Consider the following 19,078-nt stretch of genomic DNA (forward strand, 5'->3'; position numbering starts at 1 on the left):
CGGCTTCGGCTTCGGCTTCGGCTTCGGCTTCGGCTTCGGCTTCGGCTTCGGCTTCGGCTTCGGCTTCGGCTTCGGCTTCGGCTTCGGCTTCGGCTTCGGCTTCGGCTTCGGCTTCGGAAGGGCTTTGTTCAACCCGATCTTCCGGGTCAAGCGTCAAGTCGTCAGTCTTGGCTTCGACCGCTTCGGGCACCTCATCGACCTTGGGGTCGTCGGCCGGTTTCTGGTCCGTATCTTTCTTGGCAGCCACCGTCACTTCCCCCTGTCGATTCCCGTAAAACCTGACGCTCAGACGCGTCCAAGTTAATCCGCGCCCATCGCACCCTCAAGCCGGATCGCGTATTTAACGAGTTTTTTCACGGCTTTCCGCATTTTCTTGGGCGTCGGGCGTTTGGCAATCCGCAAGCGGGCAATCGCCAAGTTTTCAAGGGGCTCGGCGGTCGGTCCGCTCATCGCTGCGACCAAAAGCGGCGCCGGTCCGGGCCAGAGGTCGGCAAATTGTCGCGCGGTTCGCGGCGAAAACAAGGGCGCAATCACCGGGGCCGATCCGGCCGCGGCCGCCCGGGCCTCGGGCGTCAAAGGCAGCAGCTGCTGGCGATAGACCGGCTGTTCCCGCACGGTCAGCCCCAGTTCGGTCAGCCGGGCCGCGATGTTTCCCCGGCTATGCTCGCCGCGCAGATGCAGCAGCGGGCTGTCCGGGCGCTCTTTCAGCAGTTTGGCGACCAGCTCCTCGGCGGTTTCGCCGGCCATCCGGGCCTCCCACCCGGCCTGGCGGGCCGTCTCGGTGGTGGCCGGCCCCACGCAATAGGCGGGCAGATCCCGACGCACATCCTGCGCCGCGGCGGCCGCCACGCCATTGGCCGAGGTGAAGATCAGGCCCCGGACTCCGGTCGTGTCCACCGGTTGCTCCATCGGCCGGATATCCAGCAGCGGGGAATAGATCACCTGAACCCGCGACCGCAAACGTTCGGGCAGCTGCGCCACGAACCTTTCCGAGGCGGCGCGGGGGCGGGTCATCAACAGGTACACGGGCGGACGTTCGGGCCTTGAGGATTGTTTGCTGCGGCGCGGGGTGATACCCCGCGACCAGATCATGATGCAATGGTTCAGGCCGATGGTGCAAACACTTACCGTTCTGGGATTGGAAAGCAGCTGCGATGACACGGCGGCGGCCGTGGTGCGGCAGACCGAGGGCGAACCGGCGCAGGTTCTGTCTTCGGTCGTGCATGGCCAGACGGACCTGCACAGCGCCTTCGGCGGCGTGGTGCCCGAGATCGCGGCCCGCGCGCATGCCGAAAAGCTGGATGTCTGCGTGCAGCAGGCGTTGGAGCAGGCGGGCCTGACTCTGCAGGACATAGACGCCGTGGCCGTGACCGCCGGGCCAGGGCTGATCGGCGGGGTCATGTCCGGCGTGATGTGCGCCAAAGGGATCAGCGCGGCCACCGGTCTGCCGCTGATCGGCGTCAACCACCTGGCCGGCCACGCGTTGACTCCGCGCCTGACGGACGGGATCACCTTTCCATACCTGATGCTGCTGGTGTCCGGCGGGCACTGCCAATACCTGATCGCCCACGGCCCCGAGCGGTTCACCCGGCTGGGCGGCACCATCGACGACGCCCCGGGCGAGGCCTTCGACAAGACCGCGCGTCTGCTGGGCCTGCCCCAGCCCGGCGGCCCCTCGGTCGAGGCCGAGGCGCGCGATGGCGACCCAAAACGTTTTCGCTTTCCGCGGCCGCTGCTGGACCGGCCCGGATGCGATCTGTCCTTTTCCGGGCTCAAGACCGCCTTGATGCGGATGCGTGACCAGATCGTGGCCGAAAAGGGCGGGCTGACGCGTCAGGACCGCGCCGACCTGTGCGCCGGGTTCCAGCAAGCGGTCGTGGATACGCTGGCCGAAAAGACCCGCCGCGCCATCGCCCTGTATCTTGAAGCCAACCCGGCCGAGCCGGTCATTGCCGTGGCGGGTGGCGTTGCGGCCAACACGGCCATTCGGTCCGCGTTAGAGTCTGTTTGCGCGGATGCCGGCGCGCGGTTTACCGCCCCGCCGCTGCACCTGTGCACCGACAATGCGGCGATGATCGCCTATGCGGGGTTGGAACGGTTCCGGCTGGGCGCGCGTGACGGGCTGGACCTGACCGCCCGGCCCCGCTGGCCGCTGGATCAAACCAGCCCGGCCATGCTGGGCGGCGGGCGCAAGGGGGCCAAGGCATGAACGTCTCGGTCCTTGGATCGGGCGCCTTCGGCACCGCGCTGGCGATCTCGTTGGCGGGCAAGGGTCCGGTCACCTTGTGGGCCCGGTCGGGCGAACAGGCGCAGACGATGCAGGCGACCCGCCGCAATGACACCCGCCTGCCGGGGATCGCCCTGCCCGACGCCATCACCGTGACCGCCGAAATCACCCTGGCCTGTCAGAGCGACGTGTTGCTGCTGGCGGTGCCCATGCAAAAGCTGCGCGATGTTCTTTCGGTGCATGGGGCGGACCTGAAGGGTCGTATCCTGGTGGCCTGTTGCAAGGGCATCGAGCTATCCACTGGCCTCGGTCCGATCGCCGTGATCGAACAGGTGCTGCCCAACGCCCGCACTGCCTTGCTGACCGGGCCCAGCTTTGCCGATGACATCGCGCGCGGGTTGCCCACGGCGCTGACCCTGGCCTGCGCCGACGCAGAATTGGGCGCCCGGCTGCAACAGACGCTGACCACCGCCAACCTGCGGCTCTACCGGACCACCGACGTGACCGGGGCCGAGTTGGGCGGGGCGTTGAAGAACGTGATGGCCATCGCCTGCGGGGCCTGCATCGGCGCGGGTCTGGGGGACAGCGCCCGCGCGGCCCTGATGACTCGCGGCTTTGCCGAGATGCAGCGCTTTGCCATGATGCGCGGCGCCCGGCCCGAGACCCTGATGGGCCTGTCGGGTTTGGGCGATCTGGTCCTGACCTGCTCGTCCGACCTGTCGCGTAACTTCCGGTTCGGTCTGTCGCTGGGCCGCAACGAGTCCTTTGACGCCGCGACCACCGTCGAAGGCGTGGCCACGGCAAATGCCATGGCCGCCATCGCCGCGACCGAGGGGCTGGACATGCCCATCTGCCAGACGGTGGCGCAACTCAGCCGCGGCGCCTACAGTGTCGCCGAGGCCTTGCAATCCCTGCTCAATCGCCCACTCAAGGAGGAATGACATGCTTATCGCCCTGATCGCGCGCGACAAGGACGGCGCCCTGCAGACCCGGCTGGACAACCGCGCCGCGCACCTGGCCTATATCGAAGAAACAGGCGTAGTCGCACAGGCCGGGCCGCTGCTGGACGGCGATGCCATGATCGGGTCGCTGGTCATCCTGGATGTCGAGGATCTGTCCGCCGCACAGGCCTGGGCCGACAACGACCCCTATGCCAAGGCCGGTCTGTTCAAGTCGGTCGAACTGATCCCGTGGAAGAAGGTCATCGGCTGATGGCGTATTGGCTGTTCAAATCCGAACCCTCGACGTGGAGCTGGGACCAGCAGGTCGCCAAGGGCGACGCGGGCGAGGAATGGGATGGGGTGCGCAATTATCAGGCCCGCAATTTCATGCGGCAGATGAAGCTGGGCGACCGGGGGTTTTTCTATCATTCGCAGAAGGACAAGGCGATCGTCGGCATCGTCGAGGTCTGCGCCGAGGCCCACCCCGACAGCACCACCGACGACGACCGGTGGGAATGCGTGGACATCAAGGCGGTGCGCCCCTTTTCCAAACCGGTCACGCTGGACCAGATCAAGGCCGATCCGCGGCTGACCGACATGGTGCTGGTCAAGAACTCGCGCCTGTCGGTGCAGCCCGTCTCCCAGGCCGAATGGGCAGTGATCTGCGAACTGGGCCAGACCGCGGCGGATTGAGAAAAAAGGGAAGGCCCTGACGATGCAGAACCTTCCCTACCCCGCGTGCTCCCTACTCACCACACGCAAAGAAATCTCTGGTTCTGACCGTCCTGGTCACGGGTTGAAAATAGCCGAGGGCGCGTCTGTTTTTCAAACGTTGAATCAATAGATTATGATTCAAATGCAAAACGCCCGCCGGTCCGACCGGGCGGGCGTTTCCAAATGTCGCGGCAGGATCAGCCGTAGACGGACTCTTTGCCGAAATGCTTGGTCAGCATGTAATAGACCACCGCGCGGTATTTGTTGCGCTCGGACTTGCCGTAGGTTTCGATGACCTTGTTGATCGCTTCCATCAGCTCGGGGCCATCCGACAGGCCCAGCTTCTTGATCAGAAAGTTGTTCTTGACCGTCTCCAGCTCACCTTCCTGGCTGGCGGCCACGGTTGCGGCATCCGCGTCATAGATCGACGGCCCGCAACCGATCGTCACTTTGGTCAGCAGGTCCATGTCGGGGTCCATCCCGCATTTGTTTTTCAGATCATCCGCATATTTTGCGATCAACTCGTCACGTTTTCCCATTGTCCTCTCCTGTATGGGTTGGGGTACGGCCTTTTCGGCGCTGGCTGAACGGTAGCGGCTGGCAGGAAAAGCACAAAGGGAAAAATCGGGCATGTTCCCCGTAGACCACGCCGTGCAGCCCGCGCCTTGATCTGTTCGGGTTCTTTATTTAACATAAAAGTTAATTAATGATCCAAGGAGACTCGTCATGCCCGTCGCCCTTCCCAACGAAAGCGCCGCGTACCGAACCGCCCGAAATGCCCTGCTGGCCGCCGAAACCGATCTGCGTGCGCGGGTCGAGGAAGTGGCCGCGCTGCGCCGGACTTTGCCCAAAGGCGGCCAAATCCCACGGGATTACGTCTTTCGGAACCTCAGCGGCAATATTGCCCCGATTTCAAGCCTTTTCGGTGATCATGACACTCTGGTCGTGTATTCGCTGATGTTTGGTCCCAATGCAGAGGACCCCTGCCCCATGTGCTTGGCCTTTCTGGACGGTCTGACCGGGCAGGTCGCGCATCTGACCCGAAAAGCCGCCTTTGCGGTCGTGGCGCAGAATACGCCGGATGCCCTGGCCGCGCTGCGCCGGCGCATGGGCTGGCAGGATCTGCCGCTGTATTCCGCGTTGGATACGACGTACCAGCAAGACTATCTGGCTGAGACCGAGGACGGAAACCAGTTGCCGATCCTGAACGTGTTTCAACGCGATGCGGATGGCATCCACCATTTCTGGAGCTCCGAGCTGTTTTTTGAACCCAGCGACTGGCATCCGCGCCATGTCGATGCGGCCTGGCCCCTGTGGAACATTCTGGACCTGACACCGCAGGGCCGCGGAGATTTCGTGCCGTCGCTCCGCTGACCGCAACAAAAAAAAGGCGGCCCAAATGGCCGCCTTTTCCTCGAATTTCTGACAGATCAATACCGGTAATGCTCGGGCTTGAACGGGCCTTCGGGCGTGACACCGATGTAATCCGCCTGCTCCTTGTTCAGCTTGGTCAGCTTGACGCCGATCCGGTCCAAATGCAGGCGCGCGACCTTCTCGTCCAGATGCTTGGGCAGGATATAGACCTTGTTCTCGTACTTGTCGCCGCGGGTCCACAGTTCGATCTGGGCCAGAACCTGGTTGGTGAACGAGGCCGACATCACGAAGGACGGATGCCCGGTGGCATTGCCCAGGTTCAGCAGACGGCCTTCGGACAGCAGGATGATACGGTTGCCCGAGGGCATCTCGATCATGTCCACTTGGTCCTTGATGTTGGTCCATTTGTGGTTGCGCAGGCTGGCCACCTGAATTTCGTTGTCGAAATGGCCGATATTGCCGACAATGGCCATGTCCTTCATCTCGCGCATGTGCTCGATGCGGATCACGTCCTTGTTGCCGGTGGTGGTGATGAAGATGTCGGCGGTCGAAACCACATCTTCCAGCAGAACCACCTCATACCCGTCCATCGCGGCCTGCAGGGCACAGATCGGGTCGACCTCGGTCACCTTCACGCGGGCGCCGGCGCCACGCAGCGAGGCAGCCGAGCCCTTGCCCACGTCGCCATAACCGCAGACCACGGCGACCTTGCCGGCCATCATCGTGTCGGTGGCGCGACGGATGCCGTCGACCAGCGATTCCTTGCAGCCGTACTTGTTGTCGAATTTCGACTTGGTGACGCTGTCGTTCACGTTGATCGCCGGGAACGGCAGATGGCCGTCCTTGACCAACTGATACAGGCGGTTGACGCCGGTGGTGGTTTCCTCGGACACGCCCTTGATCTGATCGCGCACCTTGGTGAACCAGCCCGGGCTTGCCGCCATCCGCTTCTTGATCTGCGCCTTGATGACCTCTTCCTCTTCCGAAGCCGGGACGGGGATGATGTCCTCACCCGCTTCGGCGCGCGCGCCCAGCAGGATGTACAGCGTAGCGTCGCCGCCATCATCCAGGATCATGTTGGGGCCGTCTTCGAACTGAAACGACTTGTCGAGATAGTCCCAATGCTCTTCCAGCGTCTGGCCCTTGATGGCAAAGACCGGAATGCCCGCCTTAGCGATGGCTGCCGCCGCGTGGTCCTGAGTCGAGAAGATGTTGCACGACGCCCAGCGCACGTCCGCGCCCAGCGCGACCAGCGTTTCGATCAGAACGGCGGTCTGGATCGTCATGTGCAACGACCCGACGATGCGCGCCGCTTTCAGCGGCTTGCTGTCGCCGTATTCCGCGCGCAGAGCCATCAGGCCCGGCATTTCGGTTTCCGCGATATCCAGTTCCTTGCGGCCGAACCCGGCCAGTGAAATGTCTTTGACGATGTAGTCGCCGGCCATCAGATGCTCCATTCCGATCAACAACGGTTTGGGCAGGCCCTAACACCGTTGAAGAAAAGTCGCAATGTGGATGGCGATTGGGGCGCGGGCGTTAATTCAACTGGGCGCCCCTTCGGCAGCGGCCCTAGGCGTCATTTCGAAGAAATCGGTGCCAGCGGCGACAATGCAACTGATACCGTTGGCGTGGGTCATCAACACGGTATAGGTGCCGGTGGCGCGTGAAGCCCATACCTCCATGACCGTCTGACCGCTCCGCGTGTTCTGCAATCCGCCAAAGGCCAGCTCTTCGGAATAGATCTGCTGCAGCTTGGCGATGACATCACCGCGCAGGGCGCAGTTCTGGGCCGATGCGGGCGGCGCGGCCGCAGCCATGCCAAAGACAAGGGCCATTCCCAACAAACGCTTGAACATGACAAGCTCCTTTCGGTTCGGGTTTCGATCCGAGAGGGGCACGCCGGGAGGAACGCGCGCCCCCCTCAGCCTTGATGTCGTGATCCCCACGTGCCGGTTCAAAGCACGATTGCTCAAGAAACTGTTGGCAGCCGGTGATCAGGATGGCTTAAGCATAGCACGAAACCGCGTTTCAGGCACATTCGCTGCAAAGGGGGCATGGCAGAATGGCAACACAACCCAGGGCATGGCAACGGATGCTGTCGGGCCGCAGGCTGGACCTGCTGGACCCGACCCCGGTGGATATCGAGATCGAGGATATCGCCCATGGGCTGGCATTCGTGGCCCGCTGGAACGGCCAGACGGCGGGTGATTTCGCCTATTCCGTGGCCGAGCATTCTCTGCTGGTCGAAGAGCTGTTCGGCCGGATCGCCCCCAAGGCGCAGGTGAAATGGCGGCTGGCGGCGCTTCTGCACGATGCGCCAGAATATGTGATCGGCGACATGATCTCGCCGGTGAAGGCCGCGGTCGGCCCGGGCTATGGCGCGCTGGACGACCGGTTGGCGGCGGCTATCCACATCCGCTTCGGCCTGCCCGCCGCGGTGCCGAAAACGGTGAAACGTCAGATCAAGAAAGCCGACCGGATCAGCGCCTGGATGGAGGCCACCCAGATCGCGGGGTTTTCCGAGGCCGAGGCAACCAAGTTCTTTGGCCGACCGGACGCGGCGGTGATGGAGGGGTTGCAGATCACTCTACGGCCACCGGTTGAGGCTCGGCAGGCGTATACGGCGCGGCATGCGGAGCTGTTGGCGCTATTGTAGCACATGACTTAGGCCGAGATCTGCTTTAGAGCCCTCTGCAAAAGTGAAGAACTTACGCTGTGAGCGCTCGCGGCAAAACTACCCGCTGCATGACAGAGGGAAATGCGGACGTTCAGGCAGAACGCAGCGAGATTGCGATCCGCAATGACCGGGTCGCGGGCCTCAGGGCGAATAGCTCTTTGGAGTGTGACCGACCCTTTCCTGCCGTTCGGCCAATTGGTCCGATGCTGCACAGCAGTTTGTCGAAGCCAAAATTCGCGGGCTTGCGGAACGACGCTGTCCTTGGAGGCCTTCCGCGCGGACGAAGTGGTTACTCAAATCGCACTATTTTCATGAGGGGTGGGTATTGGGGCAAGGTGCCGGTCAGAACCTTGCCCCGCGGTTTCTGTCACTCTGCGATAGTGGCACCCGGAACTGCTTCGTAGGCATTGGATTGCGCAACCTCGTGCTGAATGGCAGTGCCGGGCAGGATCTCGAACAGCGGGTCGAAATCGACCATGGTCGAGGCGAGTTGCGCAAGAACGGTGGGATCACCTTCAATCTTGGCGGTGCCATCGGCGATCTGCTGCTCTAGTTCAATCGCGCCCATCATAGTCATTTCCAGATCCGAACGGTTTATGACCAATGTCAGGTCCGGGTTGTCCGCCTGATATCCCTCGATATTGGTCAGAGTCGCGTTCTCCATTTCGATGATGAACTTCTCGCCATTGTCCGGCGTTACCAGATTGATGGTGAACCGCATGCCTTCGGCTTTACGGCTGTCCATTTTGATGCCGAGGAAATTCAGGAACAATTCCGTGGACATCGCCCGGATCACATCAGAACTGGTTGAGCTCACCGTTGGAGCGTCGGAAATACCAGAACGCAGTTCGTAGGCACCCGACAAGTAACTATTTCGCAGTCCCGGGTTTTCCTGCTGGTAACCAAGCTGCTCATAACAGTCCGCAAGCAGATCACGTGCTGGCTGGTTGTCGTTCTCAGCGAGAAAGAGTTTGTTTAGGATTTCGACGGCCATCTTATACTCACCAGCCGAGAAAAGCTCTTGTCCTTTGGCCATGATTTTGTCCGACCCGCCCATCATCTCGACGTATAGGGGCGCCGATGCTTCGGGTGATGGCGGGATCAGGGTTGCTGGATTGGCATCCCAAAAACCAAGGTATCGCTGGATCACTCCTCGACTGTTGTGCTCGGGTGAACCGTGATAGCCCCGGCAGTGCCATTCATTTTGCAGGCTCTTGGGCATTTCATAGACGTTCTGGATCTGGTTGATCGTCACGCCTTGATTGGCGAAGTGCAGAACCTGGTTATTAAAATGCGCATACATGTCACGCTGCGCCCGCATCACCTCTTGAATACGGTCATTGCCCCAGCGCGGCCAGTGGTGCGACTGGAACATCACTTCTGCTTCCTCGCCAAAGAGATGCAGCGCCCGCGAGATGTATTTAGACCAGCGCAGAGGATCGCGCACCGGAGCTCCGCGCAGGGTGTAAATATTATGTAATGTGCCGGTAATGTTCTCGGCCATCCACAATGCCTTCATTCCCGGAATGTAAGTGTTCATGTTGGACGGCGCTTCAGTGCCTGGCGTGTTCTGAAACACCATACGCACGCCATCCACATCGAGATATTCGATGTCTTCTTCGATGATCCGGGTGGGGGCAATAAGGCCAACGGAACCAAGAGACACCCGGTGACCCAGCCCCTGCCCAGCAAAACCGTACGGGTTGATCGGAAGCTGTTGGCCATACTGGTAAGACAATCGCCGGTTCATAGCGTTGCCAGCATAGACATTCTCGGAAATCGTGAACTCCATGAAATCACGCGGTGCAATGATTTCCACTTTGCCTGAACGCACATCAGCTTCGTCGATTATGCCGCGTACACCACCCCAATGGTCACCATGGGAATGCGAATAGATCACTGCGGTTGCCGGCAGCCCATCACCGACGTGCTCTTGAAATAGCTTCCATGCTGCGCGCGCTGTTTCCGCACTGATCAGTGGATCGATTACGATCCAACCATTTTCGCCGCGCACAAAGGAAACGTCGGACAGATCGAAGCCCCGCACTTGGTAAATTCCGGGAATGACTTCATACAGTCCGTAGTTCTGGTTCAGCCGCGAGACCCTCTGCAAAGACGGATGAATGCTTGGCCAGTCCTTGTCTTCGTCGAAGAAGCGGAAACTGGCCATGTCCCAGGCGATGTTGCCTGCATCCGCCATGATCGTATCTTCGGGCATCGGCGCGATAAACCCGCGAGCTTGTTCATCAAAATCACGCGTATCTGAGAACGGCAGCGTTTCCCGCGCTTCGGCAAGAATTTTCAAAGTGTGTTCCGAAGGCGCCTTGCCCTTCGGGTGGAAATGCCCTTCGGCTGGCGTTGCACTCTGCGCATACGCCGCCCCCTCCTCTGAAATGAATGTTGGCGCCACCGCGAATGCCGCTCCGAGCGCCGGGGCCGACTTGATGAAATTACGACGTGTGGTCATTTCAATTCCCTCCTGAAAATGACATTACGGAGGGCCGAAAAGTCCGGCTGTGGCAGACCCGCGAGTTTGCCGCTCCGTTTCCACTCAAAAGTTTACCGTTGGCAAAAGTCCGATCTACTCACGCGACCTGTCATTTCGCGACAATCGCCTAGGTACACAGGATCCTCTTTCTGACTTCCCTGGGCCTTCGCCCGGAATTCAGACGGAGAGACCCCCTGCCACGCGCGGAAAGCGCGTGTGAAATTTTCCGGTGCGTCATAGCACAACTCGGCAGCTATGTTTTTCACAGGCAGATCGGTTTCTAAAAGGAACGCCATCGCACGCCTGCTGCGTGCAATTTCAAGGAGATGTTTGTAGGTGTACCCGAGCTTGCTCAGCTTCCGTTGGACAGTTCTCGGACCCAGATCCGCGGCCCTTGCAAATCCATCGAGGTCGACGGTGCGATCCATCAATCGAAGGTCAATGAGTTTCAGGATATCATCAAGGAACGCGGTTTGCCGCCCGTCGGGTGGTGCTACCAAATCAAGTGACGTAATGGGTCGATCGAACGGAAGCGGCCCAGAGAGCCTCGTACTCAGGTCCGCTTTCCTGACCGCCACACCGTAATTTGGACGGCCGAAACGGATTTCATTTTGAACAAGGGCACTTAATTTTTCCGTTCTCGCCGGCTTTTCGTAGTCGACTTCCACCCAATCGGGTCGCCACCCCTCGCCCAGGAACCCGCGAAAGAAAACGAACATCGTTTCAAAGAGGTGGTCCGAGAAATGACGTGTGTTTTCATAGCCTGCCAGACCTGATTTGTAGCACCAGACAACGTGATGTTCGCGCAAGGACAAGTACATCTCTGTGCCGCTTTCGTGCGCCCACAGTGTCCTGCAAACACGCTGGAGGGCTTGGCCAAGCGTTGGAGCACAATAAGCATATCCGGCCCAATTTCCGTAATCGAGCGCAGTGGTTTTGCTGCCAAGGCTTACACCGAATTCCGCGTCACCGATCGTACGCGCAGCCGCCTCCATTACGCGGATCATCTTGGCCAAAGGGACCCGATGCTCTGGCGCATCGAGAACGCTTAGGGGAAGATCGTGGCGTTTCAGGATGCGGTTAAGCGCGCGATCTCCGGCCATGTCACGAACAAGTTCGGGAAAGGGGCCCCATCCCCGGATTCTTGTCATCGCTAAGGCTTTCAACGCAAACCCCCTCATTTCCCATACAAACGATATCACATTCTTTCCATGACGTTGAGCCTGGAGTGCCACTCGCCTTCAATGGCTTGAAGGCGCAGGAAGACCTGTACAGGATGACCGGTTTCAGCCCACAGCGACGACTGCTGCGCCTCGGATCAAGGTCGTTAAAGGGCTCGAAACCGCCTTGTGGCGGCGCGGCATCGGTCGCTAGCAACCCGTCATCGAGACCAGTCGTTGACGCTTGGTCTTACAATCAATGGTCAACGCGGTGTTGATGTGTGGGCCGGGAGGGACGGATGGAGGCTAAATTATGCCCAGAATCCAACTTCCCGCCGCAAAACCGAAACGCAAGACCCGGAACAAGGGCTGCCTGATCGGTCAGAAACACCCGCTGCTCCCGACGCAGGTATGAGCCATTCGTGCCCGGCTCGAACTCGCGGGCAATCTTCGTGATCTTGCGCTCTTCAACCTCGCCATAGACAGCAAGTTGCGCGGCTGTGACCTCGTCGGACTCCAGATTAGCGATCTCGTCGTCGAAGACCGAATCCGTGAGCGCGTCACCATTGTTCGGAGCAAGACCAATCGGCCGATCCAGTTCGAAGTGTCTGAGAATACGCGCGAAACGATCGCTGCCTAGCTCGACCAACCCGAGATGCTGGGATGCAGACATCTGTTTCCGAGCCACTTCCACGCGTCACCGCACATCTCGACCGGGCAGTACGCGAGGCTTGTTCGAGACTGGGTATCGGCCATCGGCCTGGAACCGAGCGGCTACGGCACACATTCTTTGCGCCGGACCAAGGCCTCGGAGATCTATCGAAAGACCGGCAATCTCCGGGCTGTACAACTTTTGCTGGGTCACACCAAGGTCTACAGCACGGTACGATACCCGGGCGTCGCGCTTGAAGATGCACTGAGAATCGCCGAAAGAATCGACATCTGAATCAAAACGGCGAGCGGCACGCGCCGTCCAAGACCTGTTCTTCGCTGATACAAAGGTCAGCGGCGCGAAAGAGCCCACAGCGGCTATTCATTCTGCAGTCAATGATGAGCGGCTGATCCAAATCAAGTCAGCCTTTCGAGCATGCGCTATAATAATTCTGCGTTGTTGACTGACGGGAGGACGGCAATGAAGAAGATATTCATGAGCGTGAGCTTGAGTGCATTGTTCACCGGCGCGGCACTTGCCCAAGGATACTCTGGCGACCTTGCGATAAACCCCGAAGATGTCCGACTTGGTCAGCGCGGCTATTCTCCATTTGTCGATCAGTCTTTTCCAAACAGAGTGTTCTGGGGCGATACCCACCTGCACACCTCCTACTCGACCGACGCCGGGATGGTCGGCAATGTGCTCGGTCCTGACGAAGCTTTCCGTTTCGCGCGTGGCGAGAAGGTGCGGGCCTCCCTCGGTGAGTTCGCGCAGCTTGTGCGTCCGCTCGATTTTCTGGTTGTTGCCGACCACGCCGAGAACCTCGGCCTCGCGCCGATGATCGCGGAATCGAACCCGCAGCTTCTGGCCAATAGCTGGGGTCGCAAGATCCACGATCTTGTGCGCGGTGGCGACCCGCTCGGCGCATTCGTAATGTGGGGCGACGCGATGGGCGCGGTAACGGACCCGATTGACGACGACGATCTGACCCGTACATTTTGGAGGCGCATCGTCGATGCAGTTGAGCGGTACAATGAACCTGGCGTGTTCACATCTCTGCACGGCTTTGAATGGACTTCAATCAAGGACCTGAACAACCTGCATCGGATCGTCATGTTTCGAGATGGTGCAGACGAAGTCGCGGACCTCGTGCCATTTTCCAACTACGACAGTTCCGATCCGGAGGATCTTTGGGACTGGATGGAAGCGTATGAAGCCCGAACAGGCGGTCAGGTCATGGCGTTTGCCCACAACGGCAACCTGTCGAATGGCACGATGTTCGACGATGTCCGCCAGAATGGCGAACCGATAGATCAGGCCTACGCCGAACGCCGGATGCGGTGGGAACCGCTATACGAAGTCACGCAGATTAAAGGCGACGGGGAAACCCACCCGATGCTCTCACCGAATGACGAGTTCGCGGACTATTATCGCTGGGATCGCGGAAATTTCGGCAGTGCACTTAAGACACCGGACATGCTGCCACGCGAATACGCTCGCGAGGCACTGGCGCGCGGTCTGAAATACGAAGAAGACATAGGCACGAACCCCTACAAATTCGGGATGATCGGCGCGACCGACAGCCACACGTCACTGGCAACCGCCCGCGAGGACAACTTCTTTGGCAAGGCTTCCCTGGCAGAGCCCGGCGGCGGCGATCACCGCTACGATGAGTTCATCATCCAGCCTGATTTTCTGGGTGAAGACGTCGCGATCCGCACATATGAAACCCTCGCGTCCGGTCTTGCCGCTGCATGGGCGCGGGAGAACACGCGAGAGGCGATCTGGGACGCATTCAAGCGCAAGGAGGTTTATGCCACCACCGGCCCGCGCATGACTGTCCGCGTGTTTGCGGGGTGGGACTTTGAACCCGACGAGGTCCACCGTCCCGATTTCGCCGTCGAGGGTTATGCCCGGGGCGTGCCCATGGGCGCGGACCTCTTCGCCGGGCCAGAGGGAGCAGCCCCCACCTTCATGGTGCGTGCGCTGCGCGACCCGGACGGCGCGAACCTAGATCGCATCCAGATCGTAAAGGGTTGGGTCGATGCCAATGGCGAACCGCAGACCAAGGTCTTTGACGCCGCGTGGGCGGGAGACCGGAATCCGGGCGCCGACGGCAAACTGCCACCCGTTGGCAACACGGTGGACGGTGCGAACTACACCAATACCATTGGTTCAGCCGCACTTGGCGCGCACTGGGTGGACCCAGAGTTCGATCCGGCTCAGCGAGCTTACTACTATGTGCGTGTTCTCGAAATTCCTACGCCCACATGGTTGGCGTATGACGAGGCTTTTTACGGCAACCTCGACCTGCCAGAGGATGCCGTAATGATCCATCAGGAGCGCGCCTACACTTCGCCAATCTGGTACACGCCAGAAAACTAACTTGAAAGCCAGCAGCAATGTCGCGTTTGTCCCGCATTGCGGCCATTCCAGCTCGCTTTCAAATGTACTTGAACTTCGAACAGGCGTAGCGCGACCCGGTATTACCGCGGGCTGCGCTTCGCCAGAATCCGCTGCAAGGTCCGGCGGTGCATGTTCAGCCGTCGCGCGGTTTCCGAGACGTTTCGGTCGCACAGTTCATAGACCCGCTGGATATGCTCCCACCGTACGCGGTCGGCGCTCATGGGGTTTTCGGGGGGCGGGGGCAGTTCGTCGCCCTTGGCCAGAAGCGCGTTGGTGATGTCGGTGGCGTCGGCGGGTTTCGACAGATAGTCTGTGGCGCCGATTTTCACGGCCGCCACTGCAGTCGCGATCGCGCCATAGCCAGTCAGAACCACCACCCGGCTGTCGGGGCGCTTTTCCCGCAGCACCTCGACCACGTCCAGCCCGTTGCCATCCTCAAGCCGCAGATCCACGACGGCAAAGGCAGGTGGGCGAGCGGTGGCGATGGCGCGGCCGGCGGCGACCGATCCGGCGGTTTCCACCTCGAACCCGCGCTTTTCCATCGCCTTGGCCAGACGCCTCAGAAACGGCTCGTCATCATCCACCAGAAGCAGGGATTTGTCGGGGCCGATTTCAAGCTGCGCACTGTCTGCCATGTGGGTTCTTTCTGCTATGTCCTGCCGATAGGCTTGGTGTTGAGTAATAGCAGCGCCACACCAAAGGTCAAACCACCCTCTATTTCCCTGCCTAATCCAGGAAACAGGCGACCCGGTCGGCAATCTGATCGGCCGTGTCGTCCCGCTTGAAGAACTCCAGGAATCCGTCCTGCGGCGTGACGAAATAGGTAAAGGTGGAATGATCGACCAAGTAATACTCGTCGCTCTTGTCCTGGGCCTTGTAATAAGTCTTGTAGGCTTGGCTCGCAGCTTTGACCTGTTCGGGCGTTCCGGTCAGACCGATCATCTTTTCATGCAGGTTGTAGGCAAAATCGCCGACCGCCTCGGGGGTGTCGCGATCGGGGTCGATCGAGATGAAGATCGGCGTCACCGAATAGCCGCGCTCGGTCAGGATATCGACGGCCTCGGCATTGCGGGTGGTGTCCAGTGGGCAGACATCGGGGCAGAAGGTATAGCCGAAATAGATCAGCGACGGCTCGGTGATCACATCCTTGTCGGTCACGGTTTCACCCTTGGAGTTGATCAGCTCGAACGGGCCGCCGATGGCCGCGGAACCGCCGGCGATCTGGCTGGTCCGGCATCGGGCGAACTTGTCCTCGGGCCCGCCACGCGTCATCAGCCACATGGCGCCCAGGCCAAGGGCCAGAACGACGGTTGCGAGAATGGCATAAAGACGGGTCATGGCGTATTTCCTGACGCAAGGGGCTGTTGATCGGATCGGCCGCGACACCTATCAAGTTGACCAGCCGCCGCAACAGGACATAATCGCGCGATGACGGATTCCAACACCAGCCTCTGGCGCGGACAGGAACGCAGCAGTTGGATCCGGCTGCGCACGCTGATCCTGCTGCGATGGGTGGCCATCATCGGCCAGCTGACCGCCATCACCGTGGCGCAGCAGGTCTATCACGTTCAGCTGGAACTGGGCCTGTGCTATCTGGCCATCGGCGTGTCGGTGATGGGCAACCTGACGGCTATGCTGCTGTTCCCACAGAACAAGCGCCTGACCGAATTCGAGAACTTCCTGATGGTGCTGTTCGACCTGCTGCAGCTGGCCATTCTGCTGTACCTCACCGGCGGGCTGAACAATCCCTTTTCACTTCTGCTGCTGGGGCCGGTGACCATCGCCGCCAACGTCATGAGCACCCGCTCGACCCTGATCATCGGCGGGGCGGCGATCATCGTGGCGACGCTGCTGGCCCGGTTCCACCTGCCGCTGCGCACCAATCTGGGGCTGGTGCTGGACATCCCCGAGATCCTGCTGTTCGGAAACTGGGCCGCCATCGTGATCGCGATCGTGTTCATCGGCGCCTACTCGCACCGCATCAGCGCCGAGGTCCAGTCGATGTCCGAGGCGCTGGCCGCCACCCAGATGGCACTTGCCCGCGAACAGAAACTGACCGACCTGGGCGGGGTCGTGGCCGCCGCCGCGCATGAGCTGGGCACGCCTCTGGCCACCATCAAGCTGACCAGCGCCGAGCTGATCGAGGAATTGGACGACCGCCCGGACCTGAAGGAAGACGCCGCCCTGATCCGCGAGCAGGCCGACCGCTGCCGCGACATCCTGCGCGACATGGGCCGGGCCGGAAAGGACGACCTGCACCTACGGCAGGCGCCACTGTCCACCGTGATCCACGAAGCCGCCGAGCCGCATATCCACCGCGGCAAACAGGTGCATTTCGCCGAAGGGCCGGGGCCGGATGGCGACGTTCAGCAGCCCTCGATCCTGCGCAAACCCGAGATCATCCACGGGCTGCGCAACCTGATCCAGAACGCGGTCGATTTCGCCCGCGCGCAGGTCTGGGTCGAGGCCGAATGGACCCCCGACCGCATCACCGTCAGCATCATGGATGACGGACGCGGATATCCGGCCCAGATCATCGGGCGCATCGGCGATCCGTTCATGCGCCGCAAACGCGCCGAAACCGACCTGCGCACGCGGCCCGAATACGAGGGCATGGGCCTGGGTCTGTTCATCGCCAAGACGCTGCTCGAGCGCAGCGGTGCGGAACTCTCCTTCGCCAACGGATCCGATCCGTATCAGGACCTCACCGACGACCCCGAGCGCCGGGGCGCCATCGTTCTGGTGTCCTGGCCGCGGAAACTGATCGACGCCCAGAGCGGTGAGTCGCCGGTTCCCTCGGGTGCCAACAAGCCGTTCCGGGTCTGAGTTAAGACACCGTTAACCATTGGCGTCGATAGTTGGGTCTGGTTTGGGTTTTCGGGTGCACGGGATATGGCAGACTGGATCATTCTGGCCGCGATCAGCCTGGTCTCGTCAAGCCTGGCGCTGCAGTGGCTGTTGCCGCGGCGCCGGCCCCGCGATGACAGCTTTGGCCTGTCGGCGCCCGAATCCCTTTTGGATGCGGTGTTTCTGTTCGATGGCGATCGCCTGATCAGCCATTCCGACATCGCCCTGTCCGGATTCGAGTCGGTGAATGACTGGAACGATCTCAGTCGCCTGTTGCAGAGGGACTTTCCCGCCTTTCCCGAGTCTCCTGAACTGGTGCGCGAGCAGGGCAGCATGGTGGTGTCTGCCATCGACTGCACGGTCGAGCGAGAAGTTCTGTGCGAATGGATCGACGGGATTGTACGGGTGCGCCTGCGCGACCGGGCCGGCGCACCCGAGCCCATTCGCCGCGACCCCAGCGACCCGATCCGCCTGGCCATGGACAAGGCGCCCTATCCGGTATGGCTTCTGAACCGGTCGAACAGGGTCAGCTGGTGCAACGCTGCGTATGTAACGCTGGCCCGCAAGGTACGGGGGCCCGATACCGACCTGACCGACCCCATGTTTCCCGATCTCGCGGGTGAAACCCGGCCCGGACGGAAGACCCGCGTTTCCATTCCGGTCAAAGGCAACGACAACAGGCTGTGGTTCGATCTGACGCAGATCGAACTGGACGAGGGCATGCTGCACTATGCCGTCGACGTAAACGCGATCGTCGAGGCCGAAACCGCCCAGCGCAAATTCGTCCAGACCATGACCAAGACCTTCGCGCAGTTGTCGATCGGGTTGGCGATCTTCGACCGCAACCGGCAGCTGGCGCTGTTCAACCCTGCACTGATCGACCTGACGGCGCTGCCGCCCGACTTTCTCAGCTGCCGCCCCAGCCTTTCCAGCTTTTTCGACAGGCTGCGCGACCAGCACATGATGCCCGAACCCAAGAACTATCGAAGCTGGCGCAGCCAGATGAACGACCTGCTCGAAGCGGCCGAAGGCGGCAACTATCAGGAAACCTGGTCGCTGCCGTCGGGATCGGTCTATTCGGTCAGCGGCCGCCCGCATCCCGACGGCGCCGTTGCTTTTCTGTTCGAGGACATCACCGCCGAGATCACCCTGACCCGGCGCTTCCGGTCCGAGATGGACCTGATGCAGTCGGTCTTCGACAAGCTGGCCGACGCGATCGCCGTTTTCGCCGATGACGGGACTCTGGCCTTCACCAACCATGCTTATCACCAGCTTTGGAACGACCCGGACGAAGAGGGTTTTCAGCCCGCCACCGTGTTGGACCTCATCCGCAGCTGGCAGGAAAAATGCCAGGCGACTCCGGTTCTGGGGGAAATTCGCGACTTCATCGAAATGCGCAATGACCGGGCAGAGTGGAGCGCGGAAATCCGCAAGTCGGACGGGACGCCCGTATCCTGCACGGTGACCCCGATCCAGAACGGCGCGACCATCGTCCGTTTCTCGGTCGAACCGGCGGAAAACCCGGCCAGAGGAATGATGCAGATCCCGGCCTGAACCGGGTTGCAGCGGGGGTGCGGCGCGTCCATTGTGGC

Annotated in this window: 17 protein-coding genes and 2 pseudogenes; 10 read left to right on the top strand and 9 right to left on the bottom strand. The window is 60.9% G+C overall.

Going from position 1 to position 19,078, the window contains the following annotated elements; all coding sequences use genetic code 11:
• Nucleotides 1–247, bottom strand: a pseudogene (locus AC2FME_RS10670) (hypothetical protein); the annotation flags it as partial.
• Between the two features lie 53 nt (nt 248–300).
• Nucleotides 301–1,014 (bottom strand): uroporphyrinogen-III synthase, encoded by a 714-nt coding sequence (locus AC2FME_RS10675; RefSeq protein ID WP_496800413.1) that lies wholly within the window; start codon nt 1,012–1,014, stop codon nt 301–303.
• A 97-nt stretch (nt 1,015–1,111) separates the two neighbouring features.
• On the opposite strand from AC2FME_RS10675, the gene tsaD reads away from it, so the two are divergent.
• The 4 genes from tsaD to AC2FME_RS10695 are packed head-to-tail and all read left to right on the top strand — an operon-like array spanning nt 1,112 to nt 3,861.
• Complete coding sequence (gene tsaD / locus AC2FME_RS10680) at nt 1,112–2,209, top strand: tRNA (adenosine(37)-N6)-threonylcarbamoyltransferase complex transferase subunit TsaD (RefSeq protein ID WP_496800414.1); 1,098 nt, start codon at nt 1,112–1,114, stop codon at nt 2,207–2,209.
• The gene (locus AC2FME_RS10685; RefSeq protein WP_496800415.1) at nt 2,206–3,168 is read left to right on the top strand and encodes an NAD(P)H-dependent glycerol-3-phosphate dehydrogenase; all 963 of its coding nucleotides are present in this window, start codon (nt 2,206–2,208) and stop codon (nt 3,166–3,168) included. Before tsaD ends, AC2FME_RS10685 begins: the two co-directional genes overlap by 4 nt.
• Nucleotide 3,169: 1 nt before the next feature.
• On the top strand, nt 3,170–3,439 hold the full coding sequence (locus AC2FME_RS10690; protein ID WP_005979743.1) for a YciI family protein: 270 nt from the start codon (nt 3,170–3,172) through the stop codon (nt 3,437–3,439).
• Entirely contained in the window at nt 3,439–3,861 is a 423-nt protein-coding gene (locus AC2FME_RS10695) for an EVE domain-containing protein (RefSeq protein WP_496800416.1), read from the top strand. The genes AC2FME_RS10690 and AC2FME_RS10695 overlap by 1 nt, the downstream gene beginning before the upstream one ends.
• Before the next feature lie 218 nt (nt 3,862–4,079).
• Here the strand turns inward: AC2FME_RS10695 and AC2FME_RS10700 are convergent, their stop codons facing one another.
• Nucleotides 4,080–4,421, bottom strand: a complete 342-nt coding sequence (locus AC2FME_RS10700; RefSeq protein WP_149774134.1) for a DUF2853 family protein — start codon at nt 4,419–4,421, stop codon at nt 4,080–4,082.
• 187 nt (nt 4,422–4,608) lie between these two features.
• Between AC2FME_RS10700 and AC2FME_RS10705 the strand changes: the two genes are divergently transcribed.
• Nucleotides 4,609–5,256 carry a DUF899 family protein gene (locus AC2FME_RS10705; RefSeq protein WP_496800417.1) on the top strand — a complete coding sequence of 216 codons (648 nt, stop codon included), beginning with the start codon at nt 4,609–4,611 and terminating at the stop codon, nt 5,254–5,256.
• 56 nt (nt 5,257–5,312) lie between these two features.
• Here AC2FME_RS10705 and ahcY read toward each other — a convergent pair whose 3' ends face one another.
• Nucleotides 5,313–6,701: an adenosylhomocysteinase gene (gene ahcY, locus AC2FME_RS10710; RefSeq protein WP_496800418.1), complete on the bottom strand. Its 1,389-nt coding sequence runs from the start codon at nt 6,699–6,701 to the stop codon at nt 5,313–5,315.
• Nucleotides 6,702–6,797: 96 nt separating this feature from the next.
• Entirely contained in the window at nt 6,798–7,112 is a 315-nt protein-coding gene (locus tag AC2FME_RS10715) for a hypothetical protein (protein WP_496687917.1), read from the bottom strand.
• Between the two features lie 206 nt (nt 7,113–7,318).
• Between AC2FME_RS10715 and AC2FME_RS10720 the strand changes: the two genes are divergently transcribed.
• Nucleotides 7,319–7,912: an HD domain-containing protein gene (locus tag AC2FME_RS10720; protein WP_496711042.1), complete on the top strand. Its 594-nt coding sequence runs from the start codon at nt 7,319–7,321 to the stop codon at nt 7,910–7,912.
• A gap of 388 nt (nt 7,913–8,300) precedes the next feature.
• Here AC2FME_RS10720 and AC2FME_RS10725 read toward each other — a convergent pair whose 3' ends face one another.
• On the bottom strand, nt 8,301–10,400 hold the full coding sequence (locus AC2FME_RS10725) for an alkyl/aryl-sulfatase (protein WP_496796895.1): 2,100 nt from the start codon (nt 10,398–10,400) through the stop codon (nt 8,301–8,303).
• Between the two features lie 92 nt (nt 10,401–10,492).
• On the bottom strand, nt 10,493–11,524 hold the full coding sequence (locus tag AC2FME_RS10730; RefSeq protein WP_496800419.1) for an AraC family transcriptional regulator: 1,032 nt from the start codon (nt 11,522–11,524) through the stop codon (nt 10,493–10,495).
• A gap of 475 nt (nt 11,525–11,999) precedes the next feature.
• On the opposite strand from AC2FME_RS10730, the pseudogene AC2FME_RS10735 reads away from it, so the two are divergent.
• Together AC2FME_RS10735 and AC2FME_RS10740 are read left to right on the top strand one after the other, a co-directional pair.
• Nucleotides 12,000–12,527: pseudogene (locus tag AC2FME_RS10735) on the top strand (tyrosine-type recombinase/integrase).
• Nucleotides 12,528–12,713: 186 nt separating this feature from the next.
• Nucleotides 12,714–14,618: a DUF3604 domain-containing protein gene (locus tag AC2FME_RS10740; protein ID WP_496800420.1), complete on the top strand. Its 1,905-nt coding sequence runs from the start codon at nt 12,714–12,716 to the stop codon at nt 14,616–14,618.
• 101 nt (nt 14,619–14,719) lie between these two features.
• Here the strand turns inward: AC2FME_RS10740 and AC2FME_RS10745 are convergent, their stop codons facing one another.
• Together AC2FME_RS10745 and AC2FME_RS10750 are read right to left on the bottom strand one after the other, a co-directional pair.
• Nucleotides 14,720–15,274: an ActR/PrrA/RegA family redox response regulator transcription factor gene (locus AC2FME_RS10745; protein WP_496683628.1), complete on the bottom strand. Its 555-nt coding sequence runs from the start codon at nt 15,272–15,274 to the stop codon at nt 14,720–14,722.
• A gap of 91 nt (nt 15,275–15,365) precedes the next feature.
• Nucleotides 15,366–15,977 (bottom strand): SCO family protein, encoded by a 612-nt coding sequence (locus AC2FME_RS10750; RefSeq protein WP_496800421.1) that lies wholly within the window; start codon nt 15,975–15,977, stop codon nt 15,366–15,368.
• 90 nt (nt 15,978–16,067) lie between these two features.
• Here AC2FME_RS10750 and regB point away from each other — a divergent pair, with 90 nt between their 5' ends.
• Nucleotides 16,068–17,465 (top strand): sensor histidine kinase RegB, encoded by a 1,398-nt coding sequence (gene regB / locus AC2FME_RS10755; protein ID WP_496687904.1) that lies wholly within the window; start codon nt 16,068–16,070, stop codon nt 17,463–17,465.
• Nucleotides 17,466–17,531: 66 nt separating this feature from the next.
• Nucleotides 17,532–19,040 carry a PAS-domain containing protein gene (locus AC2FME_RS10760; RefSeq protein WP_496711037.1) on the top strand — a complete coding sequence of 503 codons (1,509 nt, stop codon included), beginning with the start codon at nt 17,532–17,534 and terminating at the stop codon, nt 19,038–19,040.
• Nucleotides 19,041–19,078 lie beyond the last annotated feature (38 nt).

It is taken from the genome of Ruegeria sp. BHSC026 (genome assembly GCF_059613065.1).

Excerpts from the sequence above, each read along its gene's own strand:
- AC2FME_RS10690 (WP_005979743.1), top strand. The coding sequence starts at position 3,170 with ATGCTTATCGCCCTGATCGCGCGCGACAAGGACGGCGCCCTGCAGACC.
- AC2FME_RS10675 (WP_496800413.1), bottom strand. The coding sequence starts at position 1,014 with ATGACCCGCCCCCGCGCCGCCTCGGAAAGGTTCGTGGCGCAGCTGCCC.
- AC2FME_RS10750 (WP_496800421.1), bottom strand. The coding sequence starts at position 15,977 with ATGACCCGTCTTTATGCCATTCTCGCAACCGTCGTTCTGGCCCTTGGC.
- AC2FME_RS10745 (WP_496683628.1), bottom strand. The coding sequence starts at position 15,274 with ATGGCAGACAGTGCGCAGCTTGAAATCGGCCCCGACAAATCCCTGCTT.
- regB (WP_496687904.1), top strand. The coding sequence starts at position 16,068 with ATGACGGATTCCAACACCAGCCTCTGGCGCGGACAGGAACGCAGCAGT.
- AC2FME_RS10725 (WP_496796895.1), bottom strand. The coding sequence starts at position 10,400 with ATGACCACACGTCGTAATTTCATCAAGTCGGCCCCGGCGCTCGGAGCG.
- AC2FME_RS10720 (WP_496711042.1), top strand. The coding sequence starts at position 7,319 with ATGGCAACACAACCCAGGGCATGGCAACGGATGCTGTCGGGCCGCAGG.
- ahcY (WP_496800418.1), bottom strand. The coding sequence starts at position 6,701 with ATGGCCGGCGACTACATCGTCAAAGACATTTCACTGGCCGGGTTCGGC.
- AC2FME_RS10685 (WP_496800415.1), top strand. The coding sequence starts at position 2,206 with ATGAACGTCTCGGTCCTTGGATCGGGCGCCTTCGGCACCGCGCTGGCG.
- tsaD (WP_496800414.1), top strand. The coding sequence starts at position 1,112 with ATGGTGCAAACACTTACCGTTCTGGGATTGGAAAGCAGCTGCGATGAC.
- AC2FME_RS10730 (WP_496800419.1), bottom strand. The coding sequence starts at position 11,524 with ATGGCCGGAGATCGCGCGCTTAACCGCATCCTGAAACGCCACGATCTT.
- AC2FME_RS10695 (WP_496800416.1), top strand. The coding sequence starts at position 3,439 with ATGGCGTATTGGCTGTTCAAATCCGAACCCTCGACGTGGAGCTGGGAC.
- AC2FME_RS10705 (WP_496800417.1), top strand. The coding sequence starts at position 4,609 with ATGCCCGTCGCCCTTCCCAACGAAAGCGCCGCGTACCGAACCGCCCGA.
- AC2FME_RS10760 (WP_496711037.1), top strand. The coding sequence starts at position 17,532 with ATGGCAGACTGGATCATTCTGGCCGCGATCAGCCTGGTCTCGTCAAGC.
- AC2FME_RS10715 (WP_496687917.1), bottom strand. The coding sequence starts at position 7,112 with ATGTTCAAGCGTTTGTTGGGAATGGCCCTTGTCTTTGGCATGGCTGCG.
- AC2FME_RS10740 (WP_496800420.1), top strand. The coding sequence starts at position 12,714 with ATGAAGAAGATATTCATGAGCGTGAGCTTGAGTGCATTGTTCACCGGC.
- AC2FME_RS10700 (WP_149774134.1), bottom strand. The coding sequence starts at position 4,421 with ATGGGAAAACGTGACGAGTTGATCGCAAAATATGCGGATGATCTGAAA.